At 64.1% G+C, this 17,688-nt stretch carries 20 protein-coding genes; 8 read left to right on the top strand and 12 right to left on the bottom strand.

Going from position 1 to position 17,688, the window contains the following annotated elements; all coding sequences use genetic code 11:
* Positions 1-184: 184 nt before the first annotated feature.
* From Q8P38_11220 to Q8P38_11170, 11 genes are all read right to left on the bottom strand, one after another.
* Entirely contained in the window at positions 185-976 is a 792-nt protein-coding gene (locus Q8P38_11220) for an LppX_LprAFG lipoprotein (protein ID MDP4015173.1), read from the bottom strand.
* 80 nt (positions 977-1,056) lie between these two features.
* Positions 1,057-1,365, bottom strand: a complete 309-nt coding sequence (locus Q8P38_11215) for a Dabb family protein (GenBank protein MDP4015172.1) — start codon at positions 1,363-1,365, stop codon at positions 1,057-1,059.
* A 19-nt stretch (positions 1,366-1,384) separates the two neighbouring features.
* Complete coding sequence (pstB, locus tag Q8P38_11210) at positions 1,385-2,230, bottom strand: phosphate ABC transporter ATP-binding protein PstB (GenBank protein MDP4015171.1); 846 nt, start codon at positions 2,228-2,230, stop codon at positions 1,385-1,387.
* Complete coding sequence (gene pstA, locus Q8P38_11205) at positions 2,231-3,088, bottom strand: phosphate ABC transporter permease PstA (protein MDP4015170.1); 858 nt, start codon at positions 3,086-3,088, stop codon at positions 2,231-2,233. It abuts the gene before it with no gap.
* On the bottom strand, positions 3,085-4,035 hold the full coding sequence (pstC, locus tag Q8P38_11200) for a phosphate ABC transporter permease subunit PstC (protein ID MDP4015169.1): 951 nt from the start codon (positions 4,033-4,035) through the stop codon (positions 3,085-3,087). The genes pstA and pstC overlap by 4 nt, the downstream gene beginning before the upstream one ends.
* Positions 4,036-4,053: 18 nt before the next feature.
* Positions 4,054-5,034, bottom strand: a complete 981-nt coding sequence (locus Q8P38_11195; protein MDP4015168.1) for a PstS family phosphate ABC transporter substrate-binding protein — start codon at positions 5,032-5,034, stop codon at positions 4,054-4,056.
* Between the two features lie 118 nt (positions 5,035-5,152).
* Complete coding sequence (locus tag Q8P38_11190) at positions 5,153-6,085, bottom strand: NUDIX domain-containing protein (protein ID MDP4015167.1); 933 nt, start codon at positions 6,083-6,085, stop codon at positions 5,153-5,155.
* Positions 6,085-7,689 (bottom strand): CYTH and CHAD domain-containing protein, encoded by a 1,605-nt coding sequence (locus tag Q8P38_11185; GenBank protein ID MDP4015166.1) that lies wholly within the window; start codon positions 7,687-7,689, stop codon positions 6,085-6,087. Before Q8P38_11185 ends, Q8P38_11190 begins: the two co-directional genes overlap by 1 nt.
* 2 nt (positions 7,690-7,691) lie before the next feature.
* A complete protein-coding gene (locus Q8P38_11180; GenBank protein MDP4015165.1) occupies positions 7,692-9,845 on the bottom strand; it encodes an RNA degradosome polyphosphate kinase in 2,154 nt (717 codons plus the stop codon).
* 78 nt (positions 9,846-9,923) lie between these two features.
* Positions 9,924-10,850 (bottom strand): mycothiol synthase, encoded by a 927-nt coding sequence (mshD, locus tag Q8P38_11175; GenBank protein ID MDP4015164.1) that lies wholly within the window; start codon positions 10,848-10,850, stop codon positions 9,924-9,926.
* Complete coding sequence (locus tag Q8P38_11170; GenBank protein MDP4015163.1) at positions 10,847-11,626, bottom strand: response regulator transcription factor; 780 nt, start codon at positions 11,624-11,626, stop codon at positions 10,847-10,849. The genes mshD and Q8P38_11170 overlap by 4 nt, the downstream gene beginning before the upstream one ends.
* 93 nt (positions 11,627-11,719) lie before the next feature.
* Here Q8P38_11170 and Q8P38_11165 point away from each other — a divergent pair, with 93 nt between their 5' ends.
* The 5 genes from Q8P38_11165 to Q8P38_11145 all read left to right on the top strand — a co-directional run bounded on the left by Q8P38_11165 (position 11,720) and on the right by Q8P38_11145 (position 14,853).
* The gene (locus Q8P38_11165) at positions 11,720-12,190 is read left to right on the top strand and encodes a thioredoxin family protein (GenBank protein ID MDP4015162.1); all 471 of its coding nucleotides are present in this window, start codon (positions 11,720-11,722) and stop codon (positions 12,188-12,190) included.
* Positions 12,191-12,200: 10 nt separating this feature from the next.
* Positions 12,201-12,644 carry a DUF4395 domain-containing protein gene (locus Q8P38_11160; protein MDP4015161.1) on the top strand — a complete coding sequence of 148 codons (444 nt, stop codon included), beginning with the start codon at positions 12,201-12,203 and terminating at the stop codon, positions 12,642-12,644.
* A gap of 153 nt (positions 12,645-12,797) precedes the next feature.
* On the top strand, positions 12,798-13,325 hold the full coding sequence (locus Q8P38_11155) for an FABP family protein (GenBank protein ID MDP4015160.1): 528 nt from the start codon (positions 12,798-12,800) through the stop codon (positions 13,323-13,325).
* 10 nt (positions 13,326-13,335) lie between these two features.
* The gene (locus Q8P38_11150; GenBank protein ID MDP4015159.1) at positions 13,336-13,785 is read left to right on the top strand and encodes a Fur family transcriptional regulator; all 450 of its coding nucleotides are present in this window, start codon (positions 13,336-13,338) and stop codon (positions 13,783-13,785) included.
* Positions 13,786-13,809: 24 nt separating this feature from the next.
* Positions 13,810-14,853, top strand: a complete 1,044-nt coding sequence (locus Q8P38_11145) for a folate-binding protein (GenBank protein ID MDP4015158.1) — start codon at positions 13,810-13,812, stop codon at positions 14,851-14,853.
* 6 nt (positions 14,854-14,859) lie between these two features.
* Here the strand turns inward: Q8P38_11145 and Q8P38_11140 are convergent, their stop codons facing one another.
* Positions 14,860-15,921: a hypothetical protein gene (locus tag Q8P38_11140; GenBank protein MDP4015157.1), complete on the bottom strand. Its 1,062-nt coding sequence runs from the start codon at positions 15,919-15,921 to the stop codon at positions 14,860-14,862.
* Positions 15,922-16,044: 123 nt separating this feature from the next.
* Between Q8P38_11140 and Q8P38_11135 the strand changes: the two genes are divergently transcribed.
* From Q8P38_11135 to Q8P38_11125, 3 genes are all read left to right on the top strand, one after another.
* Entirely contained in the window at positions 16,045-16,587 is a 543-nt protein-coding gene (locus Q8P38_11135) for an aerial mycelium formation protein (GenBank protein MDP4015156.1), read from the top strand.
* A 42-nt stretch (positions 16,588-16,629) separates the two neighbouring features.
* The gene (locus Q8P38_11130; protein MDP4015155.1) at positions 16,630-17,064 is read left to right on the top strand and encodes a hypothetical protein; all 435 of its coding nucleotides are present in this window, start codon (positions 16,630-16,632) and stop codon (positions 17,062-17,064) included.
* Positions 17,065-17,172: 108 nt separating this feature from the next.
* Entirely contained in the window at positions 17,173-17,454 is a 282-nt protein-coding gene (locus Q8P38_11125) for a DUF2516 family protein (GenBank protein MDP4015154.1), read from the top strand.
* Positions 17,455-17,688: the final 234 nt, after the last annotated feature.

The raw sequence follows: 17,688 nt of genomic DNA, 5'->3' as shown, positions 1-17,688 counted from the left end.
GGCTCGACGCGTCGGCCACAGGCGCGGCGAAAACCCTCGACCCGGCTGCCGGGTCAAGAGGCGAAGAACCAACACCATCGAACATGTGTCCGATACTAATCGACCCCCCCGACAACCCCACCCAACGACACGCGCCCCCGGTGCCCGGAGCCCCGGCGGGGGATCGCCGATCGCCGGGTTGAAGCTATTTCGTGACCATGTCCGTCAGCTCCCCGGCATCCACGACGTCAGAAGCGGGCGGCGGTTTGATGTTGGAAGCCACGCCGAAGTCGTAGAAGCGCATCGTGCTTTCGTACTGCACGCCGAGGCCCTCAGCGGTGACGATATCGCCCTTGTGCTTGAACTGAAGTACACGACCGTCGCCGTCGATCCAGACGGTGACTTTGGCCGTCGCGCCCTGCATCTGCTGTTCCAGAGCCTGGCGATTCTCGTCGCTCATGCTGGCCGACCCGAGCGCCGTCAGAAGGTCGAGGGTGCCTTGGTACTTGGTCGCCCGCACGCCCGCCACCTTCTCGCTTCCGACCTTCTTCATGCCGGTGATCGAATCGAGATTGGCCAGACCCTCGCTTGGCGACGCGATCTCGCCGAGCTGTCCGGCGGTGGTCTTCATCCATTTCGGGGCCTGGTTGGTCTTGATATACAGGACGCCGTCCGCGGAGATGAGTCGCATCCGCCCATTCCCGCCTGGACCCTTGCTCTTCAGGTTGGCCTCGACCTCGTTCTTCGCGAAGTTGACCGTGCCATCCATGGTTACCTGTGTGCCAGCCGATCCGGGCGTTGTCATGGTCGCTGAGAAGCGCGCGCTCCCCGTGGCCAGCGTCTGCTCGCCAGCCTGCACCACGATCGCGGACACGCCGTCCGCGGAAGTTGACGCCGATCCGCTCGGCGCGTCAGGCGTGTCCGTCGCGCTTACGCAGCCCGCTAAAGCCAGGCCAAGGGCTAGGACGACAATAATGTGTGAAAGACGTTGGGTCATCGACCTTCCTTCGTTGAATCCATCATCGTAGCCATGTGCGCTGTTCCGCCGTTTCGGGCAGATTCACTGGCAGCCACAGATCAAGCTAACCGGTCGGTATCCACTACCGCGCGGTCGGTCCAACGGGCCTTCAGCCACGCGAGGACCTCCTGGTGAACAGGATGCGCGGCGTACTCGGCGAGTCCCGCCGGGTCGTCATGCTCGGTGACCAGGACGACATCGAAAGCAGCGGGGGAGGCGTTGGAGTTCCGGCCCGCTCGGATGGAGCGCAGACTCCGGATACGTCCCGCCATGCCGCGCAGGCGGACGAGAGCTTCCTCGACGTCGGCTGGGTCCACCAGCCGGAACATGACGACGTGCGTAGTGCGCGGGTCAGTACTGCTCGCCACGGAGTCTCCTCTGATTCGATCAGCCGAAACGGCCGGAAACGTAGTCCTCGGTCCGTTGGTCCACCGGCGCTGTGAAGATCTGATGAGTTACGCCGTATTCGACGAGGCGGCCATGGCGGACGCCGTCGGAATCGAGTTCGGCAGTGAAGAAGGCGGTGCGATCTGACACGCGCGCGGCCTGCTGCATGTTGTGGGTGACTATCACGATGGTGTAATCGTCCGCTAGCTGACGCATCAGGTCCTCGATCTTGCCGGTCGCGATCGGGTCCAATGACGCGCAGGGCTCGTCCATGAGGATCACTTGTGGCTGCACGGCGATGCACCGAGCGATGCACAACCGCTGCTGCTGTCCGCCTGACAAGGACAGTGCGTTGGACCGCAACTTGTCCTTCACCTCGTCCCATAGGGCCGCGCTGGTCAAAGCGCGCTCGACGGTGTCGTCCAGGTCGTGCTTCTTCCCCTGTGCCCTGGGGCCGTAGGCCACGTTGTCGTAGATCGACTTCGGGAACGGATTGGGCTTCTGGAAGACCATGCCCACGTGACGCCGCACTTCGATTGGGTCGATCTCGGGTCCATAGATGTCCGTGCCCTGGACCGTGACGGTCCCGACGACCCGGGCTCCTGGGATCAAGTCGTTCATGCGGTTCAGGCAACGCAGAAGCGAGGACTTGCCACATCCGGACGGTCCGATCAGTGCCGTGATCTCATTCCTCCGCATGACCAGACTGACATCGCGGACCGCGTAGTAGTCGCCGTAGTACACGCCGACGGATTCGAGATCAACCAGTGGTTCGGCCAATGGATCGGATTTGGGTCCTGCGATCTGCGTGAACAGTGCGGAGGGATTGGCAGCAAACACAGTCATTCACCAGCGCCTTTGGTAGCGGTTTCGAAGGAAGATGGCGATCCCGTTCATTATCAACAGAATCACGAGCAGAACAATGCACAGCGCGGCTGCGAGCACCTGATACTCAGCCCTGGATTGGGATACCCAGTTGTAGATCTGGATTGGGATAACGGTGTAGGTGCTGGACAGTCCGGACGGGTTGAACGTGATGAACGTGACAGCCCCAAGCATTATCAGCGGAGCCGCTTCCCCGATCGCCCGCGACAGGGCCAGTATGGCTCCGGTAGCCGTGCCCGGTATCGCCGCTGGCAGCACTGAGCGCCACGTGGTCTGCCACTTGGTGGCCCCGAGTGCCATCGACCCGAATCGGATGGAGGACGGAACAGCACGCAAGGCTTCTCTGGTGGAGATGATCACGATCGGCAGGACCAACAAAGACAGTGTCAGGGCCGCCGTGATCACGGTCTGGCCAAGGGCGAGCGCTCGGGCTATCACGCCCAGTCCCAGGATCCCGTAAACGATGGAGGGCACGGCCGCCAGATTCTGGATATTGATCTCAACGAGCCGGTAGAAGCGGCTCGTCGGGTTGGCGTACTCCTCCAGATAGATCGCCGCCATGATCCCGACGGGAAGGCAGATCACCGCGGTAGTGCTCAAGACCCAAAGGGTTCCTGTGATGGCTGATTGCGCGCCAGCGAGTTCGGGCAGACGGACCGACGGCATGTTCTCCCAGAGGGTCGGCGTCAGCCTCGGCCAGCCTTCGATGCTGATGAATCCAAGGAGCGCCGCCAGGGAGACTAGGGCGATTGCCAGCGCCACGAAGAGGAGCCCAGCGAAGGCCATGTCCTTGACTGGGGCGCGCCGGATGTTCCTCATTCGTAGACCTCCCGGTACTTGCGTACCAGCCTGATGCTGAACAGGTTCATCAGGAACGTCATGACGAACAGCAATGAACCCACCGCGAAGATTGTCTTGTAGCCGATTGAGTCGGTCGGCTGGTCGCCCGACCCAGCGGCGGCGATGAATGAGGTCATTGTCTGCATGCCTTCAAGCACGTTCAAACTCAGTCGCGGCTGCAGGCCGGCCGCGATGGCGACGATCATTGTCTCGCCGATCGCGCGCGAAACCGCCAGTACGAAGGCCGCGATGATTCCCGACAGCGCGGCTGGAACGACGACCCTTGTGGCCACCTGACTCCTCGATGAGCCCAGGGCGTATCCCGCTTCGCGCAGACTGCGAGGAACTGCCGACATCGCGTCTTCGGACAACGATGCGACGGTGGGGATGATCATCACGCCCATGACCAGACCGGCGGACAGCGCGTTGAAGACTCCGATGTCGGGCCATATGGCCTTCAGGATCACTTGCGTCACGAACTCGAGCGCGAAGAAGCCGAAGATCACTGTGGGGATTCCGGCCAGCACCTCCAGAATCGGTTTGATGGTCCGGCGAACCTTCGGCTTGGCGAATTCCGAAAGGTAGATCGCCGACAGCAGTCCTAGCGGAATCGCCACCACGCACGCGATCGCCGTGATCACCAGGGTGCCGCTGACCAGCGGCAGAACCCCGAACTTGGGGTCGGCGAACAGAGGCGACCACTCGGTGCCGAAGAGGAAATCGGGAATCGACACAGCCTGGAAGAATTGAACTGTCGGGACGATCAGGGCCCAGATGATCCCGACAGTGGTGAGAATCGTGACGGCGGCGGCCGCGGTCAGCAAGCCCTTGATCACGGCCTCGCCGTAGCGGGGTGAGGAGCGCCCCAGGTCCAGACTCCCGTCCGGGGCTGGGGCGCTCCTTGGGCGCAGTCCTGTTACTCCCATAGACGACTACCCTGCCTCCTAGCCGACCGCCGGGGATGAGCTGACCCCAGCCTCCTTGAGTGCATCGGCGTACGCCGTCTTGAGCTCAGATCGTTGCTTGTCGCTCAAAGGGATGTACTGAGCGTCCTTCGCGATCTGCGCGTTATTGTCCACGTAGTAGTCCAGGAACTGCCGCAGCGATGGGTTGGAACTGAGCCGGTTGATGGACGGGTAGATGAACAGCGGGCGAGACAGCGGCGTGTACGTGCCGTCGCGGGACGTTTCAGGTGACGGGGCCACGCAGCCGCTACCGCCGTTGATCTCCACCGCGTTCAGCTTGCCCGGGTTCTCCTCGAAGTAGGTGTACCCGAAGTAGCCAAGTCCGCCCGCGGAGCCGGCTACTCCTTGAACGAGTACGTTGTCGTCCTCGCTGGGGGTGTAATCGGTTCGGCTGGCTCCCTCCTCACCGTTGATCTCATCGGTGAAGTAGTCGAACGTGCCGGAATCGGTTCCCGGTCCGAACAGCTCAAGCGGCAGGTTCGGGAACTTCGAGTCCACTTGGTTCCAGTTGTTGATCTTGGAGCCGGGCTCCCAGATCTTCTTCAGCTGGCCCGTTGTCAGGCACTTGGCGAACGAGTTCGACTTGTTCACTACGACGGTCAACGCGTCATTGGCCACGACGAGCTTGGTGTAGCGCACACTGTTCTTCTTGCACGCCTCGATCTCCACGTCCTTGATAGGTCGGGAGGCATCAGAGATGTCGGTCTCGTCTCGGCAGAACTTCTCGAAACCTCCGCCGCTTCCGGACGTACCGACCGTGACGTTCACGTTTGGCGCTTGCTGCCTGAAGAGCTCGGCCGCCACGGAAGTCAGGGGGCCCACAGTGGACGAGCCGTCCGCCGTCACTGTCCCAGAAGCGTCTGAACCGCCGGAACCGTCAGACTTGCCGCAAGCCGCCAGCACAAGCGTCCCCGCTACAGCTGCGGCTAGCACTCCCGTGAGTGCACGTCTAGTTCTCATCCTCTTCCCTCCATCGTTTTCCCCGCTCCACGCGGGAGCCAGCATCAGCGCCGACACTCGGACGCTAGGGGCGGCACGTGACTCCTTGCCTCATTCGGAGTGAACTCGCCGTGAACGTCTAGTTACTCGGGCCTCCCTTGGCGGGCAGGTGAGGTCCCTCATGTCGCTCCACCGCGACAACCGACCATCCATGCTTAACGAAGGAGCGGTGTATCACGATCATCCCTCCGGGCGGGATCGTGGTTCGCGTGGAACGCTTGAGCGCTGCGGACTTGCCGAGTGCTCCAATGCTCGTCAGCATGCTCGGCAAGACCGGCCGATGGCTGCAAATCGCGAGGCTGCGGCGCTCGCCAGCCAGAGCCTGTGTCCGGCTCCGGGTCGACTTTGGGCGGTCCTTGTAGCCAGCCTCACTGAGCAGAGGTTCGGCTTCGACCTTCGCGCGAGCGACTTCCGCGTATGGCCTCACCGTCTCCAGGCAGCGCAGGGCGTCGGAGCTGTGGACGTGAGTCACCCCGTAGGCCGCTAGCAATGGGATGAGACCCCGGGCCTCGGCTTTTCCCTTGTCGGTGAGCGGCCGTCTGATGTCGGGGCCGTCGAAGTCACCACGCTTGACGGAGGCCGCGTGGCGAAGGATTATCAGGGGCCAGGTTTGCGGCGAGGCGAAGGCCCGCGCGACCAGCTCGGCGTCCCTGGCGTAGCTCAACCGCGCACGAGCATCGTCCAGGGACGCCCAGCGGACTTCGTCAACCTCCCCGTCAGGTGCGAATCCATTGTCCAGGCCGATCGTCGCGGTCCAGTAGTCGACGGTCTTCTTCCGACCCATCGCCTGGTAGGTCTGGCGTTTCAGTGGCACTCCCAGAACTGGGATGATCCCTGTCTCCTCATCGCACTCGCGTATGGCGGCGGCGACAGTGCTCTCGCCTGGGTCGAGCTTGCCTTTGGGCAACGACCAGTCCTTGTGGCTAGGCCTGTGCACCATGAGCGTTTGCGGACCGCGTGATGTTTGCCGGAGCAGCACGACTCCAGCTGCTCGGATCGGTTCATCACTCATCAGCCAGAGGCTAGCGAGGTCTCGTCATGCATTCTGCGCATCGTTGGCCACAAGTGCCGGAATTCAGCCCGAAGCGACATCTCGTGCTCGATTTCGAGTGAATGCAATAGTCCGATCGCGAACCCGGTTGGCCCGTCGACGTCGGGGTCGGACGCGAGCTCCTTCAACGTCATCTGGGCGACGTAGGCGTCCTGGTGGTCACCGAGGACCTCGGTTACTTCAGCCAGTCCCGTGGCGAGGCGCTTGGCCGGTCTGCCGAACACCGGCTCGACGGCCTCAGCCGCGTAGCGGGCCTTCTTGGCCGCGATACGTGTCTCATGCCAAGGATGGGCGGGGCTATCGATGTGCAACTTGCGGACGTCCTTCGCTAGCCGAATCCAGGCCTTCTCCACCAGGGGGGGCAGAACGTCAACGCATGGCTTGTCGGACTCAGGAGTCAGACGCGGCGATCGGACCGCCTCGACGAGTTCGGTGAGAAGTTGGCGATGCCGCTCGCTGCGCAGGGCGGCCAGAGCGTGCGCCCTGGCATCGACAAGGCGGGCCCGCAGGGCCTTGTCGATCGCGGAGGTGGCAAGGTCGGCTTCATCGTGGGGCAAACTCGCGGCGCGGTCCTCGAGGCGTTGGAGCATCACCTCCGTGTCACGGGCGGCGCCGAGCTCGCCGGCGACCCAGCCCAGCTCGTCGCGGAGATGCCGCGCCCATTCCTCTTGCACAAGTGGGGAGAATGCGCGCAGCCCGCTTCGGATCCTGCGTGCGGCGACACGCATCTGGTGAACCGAGTCTGGGGAGTCGCGGCGGACTCTCACATCCTGGATCAACAGTCTGCGAACGTGCCGGGCCAGGTGGGCCCGCACAGCCGCGCCGGCCGCGTCGCTCGGCGTAACGGTGTCAGGCGGCATCACGTCCGGCGGCGCTGAGGCATGAGGCCCCAAGGCGGTCGCCGCTTTCGATGACGTGCTGGGAACGGCGCCGAACTGCGTGAGGTAGGTGACGACCCTTCCCAGAAGCGGATCGGTGGCGGCCTCCGGCGTCAGGGCCTCGACCTCGATCTCGCGGAACCGCGCGACGACCCTGTCCGCGTCGAGGACCGAGACGGTGTCATCGACGAGTTCGAGCGTGGGCTCACCGCTGGCGTCCGACAGCAGATACGGCGCCCGCTCCGTGCGCAGTATCGCGACGGGGACAAGAGGGGCTTCCCGCGTCAGGGCTATCACGATGTCCGAGAGAGCCGCTGGAACGTGTCCGACCTCCCCCGCGCTCAAAGGCAAGCGAATCTCGTCCCGGACTCCTTGGCCCTCATCATCGACGGGCAGTTTCATGTGCCATCCGGCGTCGTGGCCGCCCTCGCGTCGGCGCAGCGTTATCCCCCATCGGAAGAGGCGTAGGTCCGAAGTGTCGTGGTAGACCGCGAGCAGATCGCGGGTGGGCTGAGGTTCTACGGCTGACAGACCCTCTACGCTGCCCGCAAGCTGCGGGAGTCTGAACAGGGCATGGATACGCAGCTTCTTCTCAACCTCGCGCACGGTCGACGGTTCCGCGGCGTGCGCGGCCGTTGCGTCACTCCCGGCGAATGGCAAATCTGGAGGGCCGCCGCTCTCCGACATGCTCACGCTCCTCGCTTGGCACTCTTCAGCCGGATGAGCGATTCCTGGTAGTCGTTCAACTCAGAACCGTCCGATGATTGGATTCTACGGGTCCAGTCTCCGTTTTCGCCCAGATGCCAGGCCGACGTTGCCGGGTCGAACGCCATGTCGAAGAGGGCTCCTATCTCGGCGACATGCTCATCCGACTGAAGTCGTACCAGTGCCTCAACGCGCCTGTCGAGGTTGCGGTGCATCAGGTCCGCTGAGCCGATCCACGTTTCGGGCTTGCCGCTGTTAGCGAACTCGAAAGCTCGCGAATGTTCCAAGAACCTGCCCAAGATGCTTATCACCCGCAGGCGGCCTCCGGTGTCAGGAATGCCAGGACGGGCCGCGCAAATCCCCCTCACCCAAAGATCGACCGGGACGCCCGCCTGAGCCGCGCGGTAGAGGCTGTCCACGATGCGCTCATCAACGATCGAGTTGCACTTGAACCTGATCCTGGCGGGGAGTCCGTTTCTGTGGTTCTCGATCTCTGACTCGATGCGCTCCAGAAGCCCGGATCGGATGGACCGTGGCGCGACCAGGAGACGCTCATACTCGGTGTTCAGCGAGTACCCGGACAAGACGTTGAACAGTCGGCTTACGTCTTCGCCGATCGCTGGATCGGTTGTCAACAGACCGAAATCCTCATACAGCCGCGCTGTCTTGGGGTGATAGTTCCCCGTCCCGATATGGCAGTAGCGACGCAGCATGTCCCCGTCGTCGCGAACGACCATGCTCAGCTTGCAATGGGTCTTCAAGCCCACGAGTCCGTACACGACGTGCACACCCGCGCGCTCAAGCTTGCGGCCCCATCTGATGTTGGCTTGCTCGTCGAAACGCGCTTTGATTTCGACCAGAGCCAGCACCTGCTTACCGGACTCGGCCGCGTCCGTCAGAGCATCGATGATCGGGGAATCACCGCTCGTCCTATAAAGGGTCTGTTTGATGGCGAGCACTTGCGGGTCTGCCGCGGCTTGTTCCAGGAACCGCTGAACGGACGTGGAGAACGAGTCGTACGGGTGATGAACCAGGACTTCCTTCTGCCGGATCGCGTCCAGCACGTCGGGAGGTGAAGCTGACTCCACCTCCGCCAAGTCACGGTTGGTCTTGGGGACGAACGATGGCTGCTTGAGGTCGTCGCGGTTCAGGTCAGTTATCCGCGTCAAAGCGGTCAGGTCCAGTGGCCCAGGCAGCTGGACTACCTCATCCGGCCCCACACCAAGCTCGCTAACCAGCAGGTTCAGCACGTACGGGTCGATTGAACCTTCGACTTCGAGTCGCACCGGCGGACCGAACCTGCGCCGCATCAGCTCTCGCTCAAGCGCCTTGAGCAGATTCTCGGCGTCGTCTTCTTCGACTTCGAGATCCTCGTTGCGGGTAACGCGGAAGGTGTGGTGCTGCAGGATCTCCAGGCCCGGGAACAGCTGGTCCAGGTGGATCGCGATCACGTCCTCCAGCGGGATGAACCGTTCATCGCCGACAGCCACCAGCCGCGGAAGAAGCGGGGGCACCTTGACTCTGGCGAACAGCTCGTTGCCGGTTTCGGCGTTGCGCACGACTATGGCGAGGTTCAGGGACAGCCCGGAGATGTACGGGAAAGGGTGTGACGGGTCGACGGCCAATGGAGTCAGGACCGGGAATACTCGCCGCCGGAAGAATCCGTGCATCTGTTGTTGCTCGTCCTGCGACAGGTCATCCCAGTGCAGAAGCTCGATGCCGGCCTCGTCCAGGGCGGGCTTGATGTCGTCGGCGAAGCATTCGGACTGGCGGCGCATCTGCTCGCGCGCACTATCCCAGATGCGCTCCAGCAGTTCGCGGGGCAGCAGACCGCTCGCGGCGCGGACGGCGATCCCGGTCGCGATCCGGCGCTTCAGGCCCGCGACGCGGACCATGAAGAACTCGTCAAGGTTGCTGGCGAAGATCGCGCAGTATCTGGCCCGCTCGAGTAGCGGCAATCGCTTGTCCTCGGCCAGCTCAAGAACGCGATGATTGAACGCGAGCCACGAAAGCTCGCGGTCCAGGAAGCGATCCGGCGGCAGCTCGGGCAGATCCCCTTCAGTTGGGTCTCCCGGCACAGCCGCGCGGAGTGGTTGCCCAGCGTGGGTCGTCTTCTCTCCGACGACGTCCGCTGTCATATCAAGATCCTGGCACAGACTCCAACTCGATTCCGGCTCTCAACGCGTCGCGGGTTCACGCCACGGCCTTGGGCTGCCTCAGCCGGGTGGGAGTTGGAAGGAGCAGTCCCGGTCGAACACTTCGAAACCGGCTCGCTGATAGAACCTGATGGCCCTGGGATTGTCGGTGTCGACGAACAGATGCGCCCGCGTCACACCGTTGTCCTCCAGTTGCTCAAGACCGGCTGAAAGCAGGGCCTGGGCCACGCCCGATCCGCGCCACTGGGGCTTGACCCCCAGGACTAGCACTTCGCCCGACACCTGATGGTCGACCCGGACGTGTGGGTCGACCTTGGTCCAGTGGAAGCCAACCAGCCCGGTCGTCGGATCCTCCGCCACAAGGAATCCGCCGGGGTCGAACCAATCGGCGTCGAGGCGAGAGCGAAGATCCTCCGCGGTCCAATCCCCCTGGTCGGGGAGTTGCGCGAACGCCAGACTGTTCAGCTCCAGCCAACTGTTAGTGTCCCGAGCTGGGTCGAACGGCCGGATCCTGATCGGGGCGGGCGGCTGTGGGTCGGCTTCAGCGGGGAGCGGTCTGATCATGATCAGCAGTTCGCGGGACGGCGTCAAGTCCAACCGTTTCGCCAGCAGACCGGCCGCCGAGTCGTTGCCGTGTGCCCAGAGCTCAAGGTTCGCTGTCTGCGCCGCGGCTTCGCTGACCAGGAGATCAGCCGCCGCCGGGCATGAGGCCATCGCGGTGAGATGAAGGACGGCATGACCGTTTGAGTCAGTGAGGTGGGCGTAGCCAACCAGTCGATTCTCGGATCGGCAAAGCAAGTGCCTGACGTTGGGCCGATCCGTTGTCTCGCCCCTGTCTCCCAGGGGATACAGGACGTGCTCCGGAAGCACCTGACGACCACATCGGTCCTCTTCCAGCGCCGCTAGCAGGAGCGCCGCTCGTGCCTGGCCGCGGCTGAGTCGGCGCGTGCTAACGACATCAACGCGGTCGGTGCCACCAGTTGTCACGATTGGGCCAGTCGGTTCCGATCCTGGGGCTCCCCGGCTTGGGCGGTCGAGTCGACTTCCGCCGCGTCGTCGGCGTCGGCGGCGTTGGCGTCGTCGGCGGGCATTTCCACGAACCGGTACCCAACGTTTCGCACCGTGCCGATCAGGGCTTCGTACTCAAGCCCCAGCTTCGCCCGCAGCCGCCTGACGTGAACGTCGACGGTACGGGTGCCGCCGTAGTAGTCGTAGCCCCAAACGTCCTGTAGCAACTGGGCTCGGGTGAAGACGCGCCCGGCGTGCAGGGCGAGGTGCTTCAGCAGTTCGAATTCCTTGAAGGTCAGGTCCAGACTCCTGCCCTCAAGGGACGCGGTGTACGAGGACTCATTGATAACGAGCTCACCTCTGCGGATTCGGTCGCGTGAGTCGGCTGCGGCCTCACCGCGTTCGGCTCTGCTGCGCCCCAGCGCCAGCCTCAGCCGCGCCTCGACCTCCGCTGGTCCGCACGAGTCCAGGAGTACGTCGTCCATCCCCCAGTCCGCCTGTACAGCGGCCAGTCCGCCCTCAGTGACCACGAGCAGCACGGGTGCGCTGGCGCCGGTGGCGCGCAGAAGGCGGGTCAGGCCCCTCGCGTGCGGCAAGGACGTGCGACCATCCACGATGATGACTTCGTGCGGGGGAGAGTCCAGCAGGGCAGTGCCGTCCGCCGGAAGAACCCGCAGGGTGTGGGTGAGCAGCTCAAGCGCGGGCAGTACGGTGGCCGCAGGTCCCGCGTCGGACGTGAGCACGAGCAGACGCATGACACCTCCCAGGCTACCGATTGATGCGAGGGTACTTGACCATGGTGACAGGAGAACACGGTTGAGCCTGTGCTTGGTAATCGAGGAGTGTCGATGACGGGATTGGCTGTACTCGTAGTCGCGCTCGTCGCGGCTACGGTCCTGGGGCTGTGGCTGCGGGCTCGCGGGGGGCGGTGGCGTGACGTGATCCCCGGGCCTGTCGCCGACGATGAGGGCCCCGTCGCCGTGGAGACGCCGGATCGCTCGCACCATGGCGGGGAGACGCTGTCGTCGGCGGATCTGGGACAGCCGCTGGGTGAGAAAGCGACGCTGGTGCAGTTCTCGTCATCGTTTTGCCAGCCATGCCGGGCGACTCGACTCATCCTCAGCGACGTCTCCAAGTGTCTGTCGGGTGTGTCTCACGTTGAGCTCGACGTTGAGTCCCACATGGATCTGGTCCGCCATCTTGGAGTCCGACGTACGCCAACCGTGTTCCTACTGGACGCCACCGGCGCGATCCGCAAGAGGGCGAGCGGCCAGCCCAGGAAGCCCGACATTGTGGCAGCCATCGGTGAAGTCGTGTGATGCTTGACGTATGGATGACGGTAAGGGCGTGCTTGTGGATCCGCGCGGGTCGCGGTTCGGTGCCACAGTCACGGTCGTCGTCCTTGCCGCGGCCCTGATCCTCATCCCGTCACCCGCGGCTTCGGTGCTTCTGGTCTTGCAGGGCCTCGCCTTCGGGGCTGGCGGGATCCTCGGGCTTCGTTTCCAGCCATACGGGTGGGTGTTCCGCAAGTGGATCCGAGCCAGGCTGGGCCCGCCATCCGCGCTTGAGGCGCAGGCTCCACCACGGTTCGCTCAGATCGTTGGATGCGTGTTCATCGTCGTTGCGCTGGTCGGCTTGGCGTTCCAGGCGGTTCCCTTGGCTCTGGTGGCGGTGGCGTTCGCGTGGGCGGCGGCATTCCTCAACGCGGTGTTCGGTTTCTGCATCGGATGTGAGGTGTACCTGATGTGGAAGCGGGCGAGCGAGCGGGGATAGCCCGGCCCGGCGTGCGTCGCCTCGGAAAGTGACCGGCTATCGTTGTCACGTGGTCGATGTCTTCTTTGAAGTGTTGCTGGTTGTGATGGGTCTTGTGATCGCGTGGTTCGCGGTCATGGTCGTGGCCAGGCTGTACAAGGGCCAAAGCTGACAGTGTCCGAGGCTCTGCCCCAGGAACTCATTCCGCTGTCATGGCTGATCGGGCGTTGGGTCGGGGTTGGCACGGGTCACTATCCAACGATCGAGGATTTCCGGTTCGGGCAGGAGCTTGGCTTCGTCACGGACGGCCGCCCATTCCTGAGCTACTGGTCCCGATCGTGGGTCTTGGACGATCAGGGCAATCGGATCCGCAAGGCAGCCACAGAGGTTGGTTTCGTCCGTCCTGGACCGGACGGCTCGCTGGAGCTGCTTCTGGCGCACCCCACGGGGTTCACCGAGATTTGGGAAGGCAGCGTGGAGGTCACCGAGATGTCGGGGAACAAGATCACCGGCGCGCGAGCTGATCTTCGCACGGACTTGGTCGCCAGGACCCACGACGCCAAGCCATACACGGCCGGGCACCGGCTGTACGGGCTAGTCGACGGCGATCTGATGTGGACATTCGACATGGCGGCGATGGGGCTGCCGCTACAGAACCACCTGGCTGCCAGGCTCCGGCCGGACCTGCCTGTTGGCGAATGAAGGCAGTCTGATGGGCGAATCTCCCCAGAGCGGATCCGACTTGGCCAAGAGGCTGCGGGACCGCGGGTACCGCCTGACCGCGCAGCGGCAGCTTGTGATGGATGCGGTCCGGGCACTGTCGCACGCGACTCCCGAATCGATCCTGGCCAGGGCGCGCGCTGTCGAACCGAACTTGAACCTGTCGACGGTTTACCGCGTGCTCGCGGTCCTGCAGGAAGTTGGCCTAGTGACGCATGCGCACATCGGCACTGGGTCGCCCGCCTATCACTGGGCCGACGCGCCCCCGCACATCCATCTGGTCTGCGTTGACTGCGGAACGGTGACGAGTGCCCCGATCGAGGTCGGGGAGCGGTTCTCGCAGGACGTTGCCCAGGCGGCTGGGTTCCAGGCGGATGTGAGACACGCCGCCGTCTACGGACGTTGCGCACGATGCGCCGGTGACCCGTCTGGGATTGGCTGACCGAGACCGGAGCACACTGGTCAGATGAACTCCCTGGACCTGCCAGACGCGTGCGCCCAGCCTGAGGGCGGCCCGGACGCCGGTGTCGCCTGGCACTTCGGCGATCCGCTGAGCGAGCAGCGCTGGCTGGTTGAAGGCACCGCGGTTGTCGATCTGTCCGACCGCGGCGTGATCCGTGTAGAGGGGCCCGACAGACTGACCTGGCTGGACGATCTGACGACGGCGAAGGTGTCGCGGCTTCCTCCCGGTGAGAGCCGAGTGGCCCTGATCCTGTCCCCGCATGGGCGAGTGGAGCACGAACTTCATCTGGTCGATGACGGCGATGCCACTTGGCTGATCGTTGAGCCGGGCACTGTCCATGCCTTGGTTGGCTACCTGAATTCAATGCGGTTCTTGCTCAGCGTCGACGTCATTGACGCATCCGAGCAGTTCGGGGTGCTTGGAGATCTAAGCGGTGAGCGATCGGTGGCGGTTCGTCCTGAGTCCGTGGTCCATTGGACCGCTCCTGCCGAGTTCGCGGGAACAGGCCTGACTGAGTCGGGCGCTGACCGTGGCGGCTCGGCTGACAGATACGTGCCGAATCGGCCCGGCGTCTTCCCGGCCCGCGAGTGGGTGATGCCGCGACGCAGCATCGCGGCCGCACTCCAGGCGGCCCCCCACCGGGCTGGGACGTGGGCGTGGGAGGCGGTTCGAGTCGCTGCTGCGGTCCCGCGCATCGGAATGGAGACCGATGCCCGATCCCTGCCGCACGAGGTCGGATGGATTGGATCGGCCGTGCATCTGGCGAAAGGTTGCTATAGGGGCCAGGAGGCAGTGGCGCGAACTCACAACATGGGTCGGCCTCCCCGGCGGCTTGTGCTGCTGCATTTGGGGTCTAGCGACGAGCTACCTGCGCACGGGACCGTGGTGAGGGTGGGTGGCAGTTCTGTCGGTTGGATCGCGACTTCGGCGATCCACTTCGAGCTGGGTCCGATCTCTACGGCGGTTGTCAAGCGATCTGTCCCGTCGGACGCTGAGGTCGAGGTGGATGGCGCGACGGCCACTCAGGTGTGTGTCGTCGTGGCCTGATGCCCGTCATCGGCCGAAGCGCTTGCGGCGCTTGGCATCGGATGCCTTGGCGTCTGCCCGCTCCTTCGTGGGGGCCTCTTTGTCAGGCGCCGGTTCGGTCACCCTGGTTCCGAGCGAATGCAACTCCCGGAAGACCTCTCTGTTGCTCAATCCGCCTCTTGGGGGTCTCGCAGGTGCCGAAGTCGGCTCTGGTGTCGCGGGCTGATCGCGCTGGCCTTGGGACGCCGTTTCCCGAGTCGCCCTTGGCGGGGTTTCGGCCGTGGTGGGTTCAGGGTTCGCTAGGGTGCCCGAGTCAGCTGCGGCTTCTGCCAGTTGCTCAGCTAGCTCGTCGCCACCAAAGCCATGGGCCGCCATCACGGGGTGGGTTGAAAGGTCGACGTCGCGCTCCTCGGAGTCCCGGCCTATCGCAAGGATCATGCCGCTCTCGATGAGAGGTTCCACTAGCTCCACGGCCTCAAGGATTGTCAGTCCGCATCGATCGGCGATCCCAACAGTGTCAACGTCTCCGACGCAGCTGCTCACGATCGCTTGCTGGATCGTCGCGAGACCTTCGTGCGCGCCGGTGTCTACGGCCAAAAGCCGGGACTGTCGCGGTTGGGCCGCGTCGCGGTATCTAGCCGCCTGCTCCAGCACGCGCATGGCCGGGAGGAGCAGCGTGCTCGTCTGCGGCAGGCGACCGTTTTCGAACCGAGTCGATGACACTCCCAGGCGAAGAGCCACCGCGAGGTGTTCGCCAGCGGTCGCTGTAGCGAACTCAGTCAGGAAGTCCTCAGGGACGCCTCGCTTGCTTAGCAGCACATCAATGAGTCGGGTGCCCGGTGACGCCCGGGTCGCGCTCAGGGCGTTGGCTATCTGAGCCTGGGAAAGGACCCCAAACGCCGCGAGTCGGGCCGCGAGCAGTGGCGTGCGGCAAGCGGAGGAGACTCCGCACACGTGGCCGTCCCGGAGCCAAATCCAACCGGTGTCGGCGTCGGGTCCGCTGATGATGAGCCGACCGGACGCTCCTTGCGCGACTAGGTCCAGCAGTTCGTTTTCGAACGTGGCGATCTGATCGGAGTTGGGGTGCAACGTGACCTCCTGAGTGTCGTCCCCCAATCTGTGTGATCGGCTGTGTTGGCGGTTTACTTGACCCCAACCGGTCTGCGTGCACGGCGGGCGAGAGAATGGCTAGGCTCGTGTCGGAGGTGATCCGTGTCAAGTCCGAAACCCGGGGATCCGATCCCTGGCGGTCGAAGGAGAATCGACCGCATCTTGGATCGGAGTTTCGTCATGGATCTGCCCAGGCTCACGCTGGCCGAGTTGCGCGATCGGCGCGGCCAGGCGATGGACGAGGAGGCGGATCTGTCGTACGTACGACGGATGCTCCAGGGACGCATCGACATACTCACCGACGGCTTGGGCTCGGGTGTCAAAGGCACGCAGGAACTTGTGGAGGGGCTCACGCAGATTCTGACTGGGTCCGGGCCAAGAAGCAGTGGGTCCGCGCGACGGCTCACCAGCGAGTCCGGGGGGACGGGAGCGCGCAGGCGGCGCGCGGAACGGCTCATGACTGATGTTGGGCTTTCCGACCCGGCGACAATGACGAAGGCCAAGGCTGAGGCGGCGCTGCTTCTGCTGCGAGCCGAAGAGCGCGACGTATCGTCGGTGCGCAACAAGGTGCATGAAGTCATTGAAGCTTTGTCCGCTGAGCTCGGCAGGCGCTATCGCAGTGGAGAGGCCTACCCAACATCGTGATGTTCGTTACCCACACGCAACGAGAAGACGGGAAAATCAGAAATGAGTACTGGTCCTGAGTCGAAGTCACCGGATCCGATCGCCGCTAAGCCCCCGCGCAAGGCCCCAGCGCGCAAGCGAGCCGCGACCAAGTCGTCGGCGACAAAGAAGGTGAGTCCGGCGGCGCGCGCCGCGCGGAAGAAGACAGCCACCTCCAAGACTTCTGCCGCGCCGAAGACTTCTGCCGCCAGCCGAAAGCCTGCGAGGGCGTCCGCCGCCCCGGTCGCGGCAGCCCCCGCATCAAGCAATGGGTGGAGTCGCCTGTCTGGGCTGGAGTTGCCGAAGCCCGAAGACTTGCGCGCGTCTTTGGCGCGGACAGTCGATGGAGTACAGGACGCGGTCGGGACCGCTCCGTCGAAGGCTCAAGATCTGGTCCAGGACCTGCGGGAGCGTGTCGCGAAGGTCGTGGCTTTCATTCGCGAGGCCCTGGGCAGGTAGCTGAATCCGGTCAGCGCTGCCAGCTGGCCGCCGATGTCGCGCGAGAGCGACCTGTGGCTGGCGCCCACTCCACGAAACCCCACGAACATCAGCCCGTAGGCTGGGCGCATGTTTTGGCAAGCTCAAGCTTCTGTCCTGGGGCTGATCTGGCTCGTGTTCCTGGTGTTGAAGGCCTGGGCTTTCCTTGACTGCCTCCGCCGACCCTCGAGGGCGTTTCCCGCGATCGGTCGGCAGAACAAGGGTCTTTGGGTGGCCCTTACGGGCGTGAGCGTCTTGACCGGGTTGCTATTCGATCCCGTCGGGCTGGTGGGCATCGCAGGCATCGTCGTCGCTTTGATCTACCTTTTCGATCTGCGACCCAGGATGGCCGAGCTGACCTGGCGCCGGTGACTCGGACCTGATGTCCGCCTGAGCGGTTTGATGAGCGCCTGGGCGGTTTGGCGAGCGCCTGGGCTGCATGCCCGCAGCAATCATTCCCACGCCCCCCACCCCCACCGCAGGAGCGGCCGTTCCCGACAAAGGCACCCGTTCCGCAAGGAAACGACTGTTGCAACGGGCGCGTCTGTACCCTAACGGTCGCGTTTGTCGGGAACGGCCGCTAACGCAAGGGGGAGGCGTCGACGC

Source organism: Candidatus Nanopelagicales bacterium, from assembly GCA_030700225.1.
Classification (GTDB): domain Bacteria; phylum Actinomycetota; class Actinomycetes; order S36-B12.
Note: the sequence above shows the minus strand (reverse complement) of the source record. Positions and strands in the feature narration are given on the sequence as shown.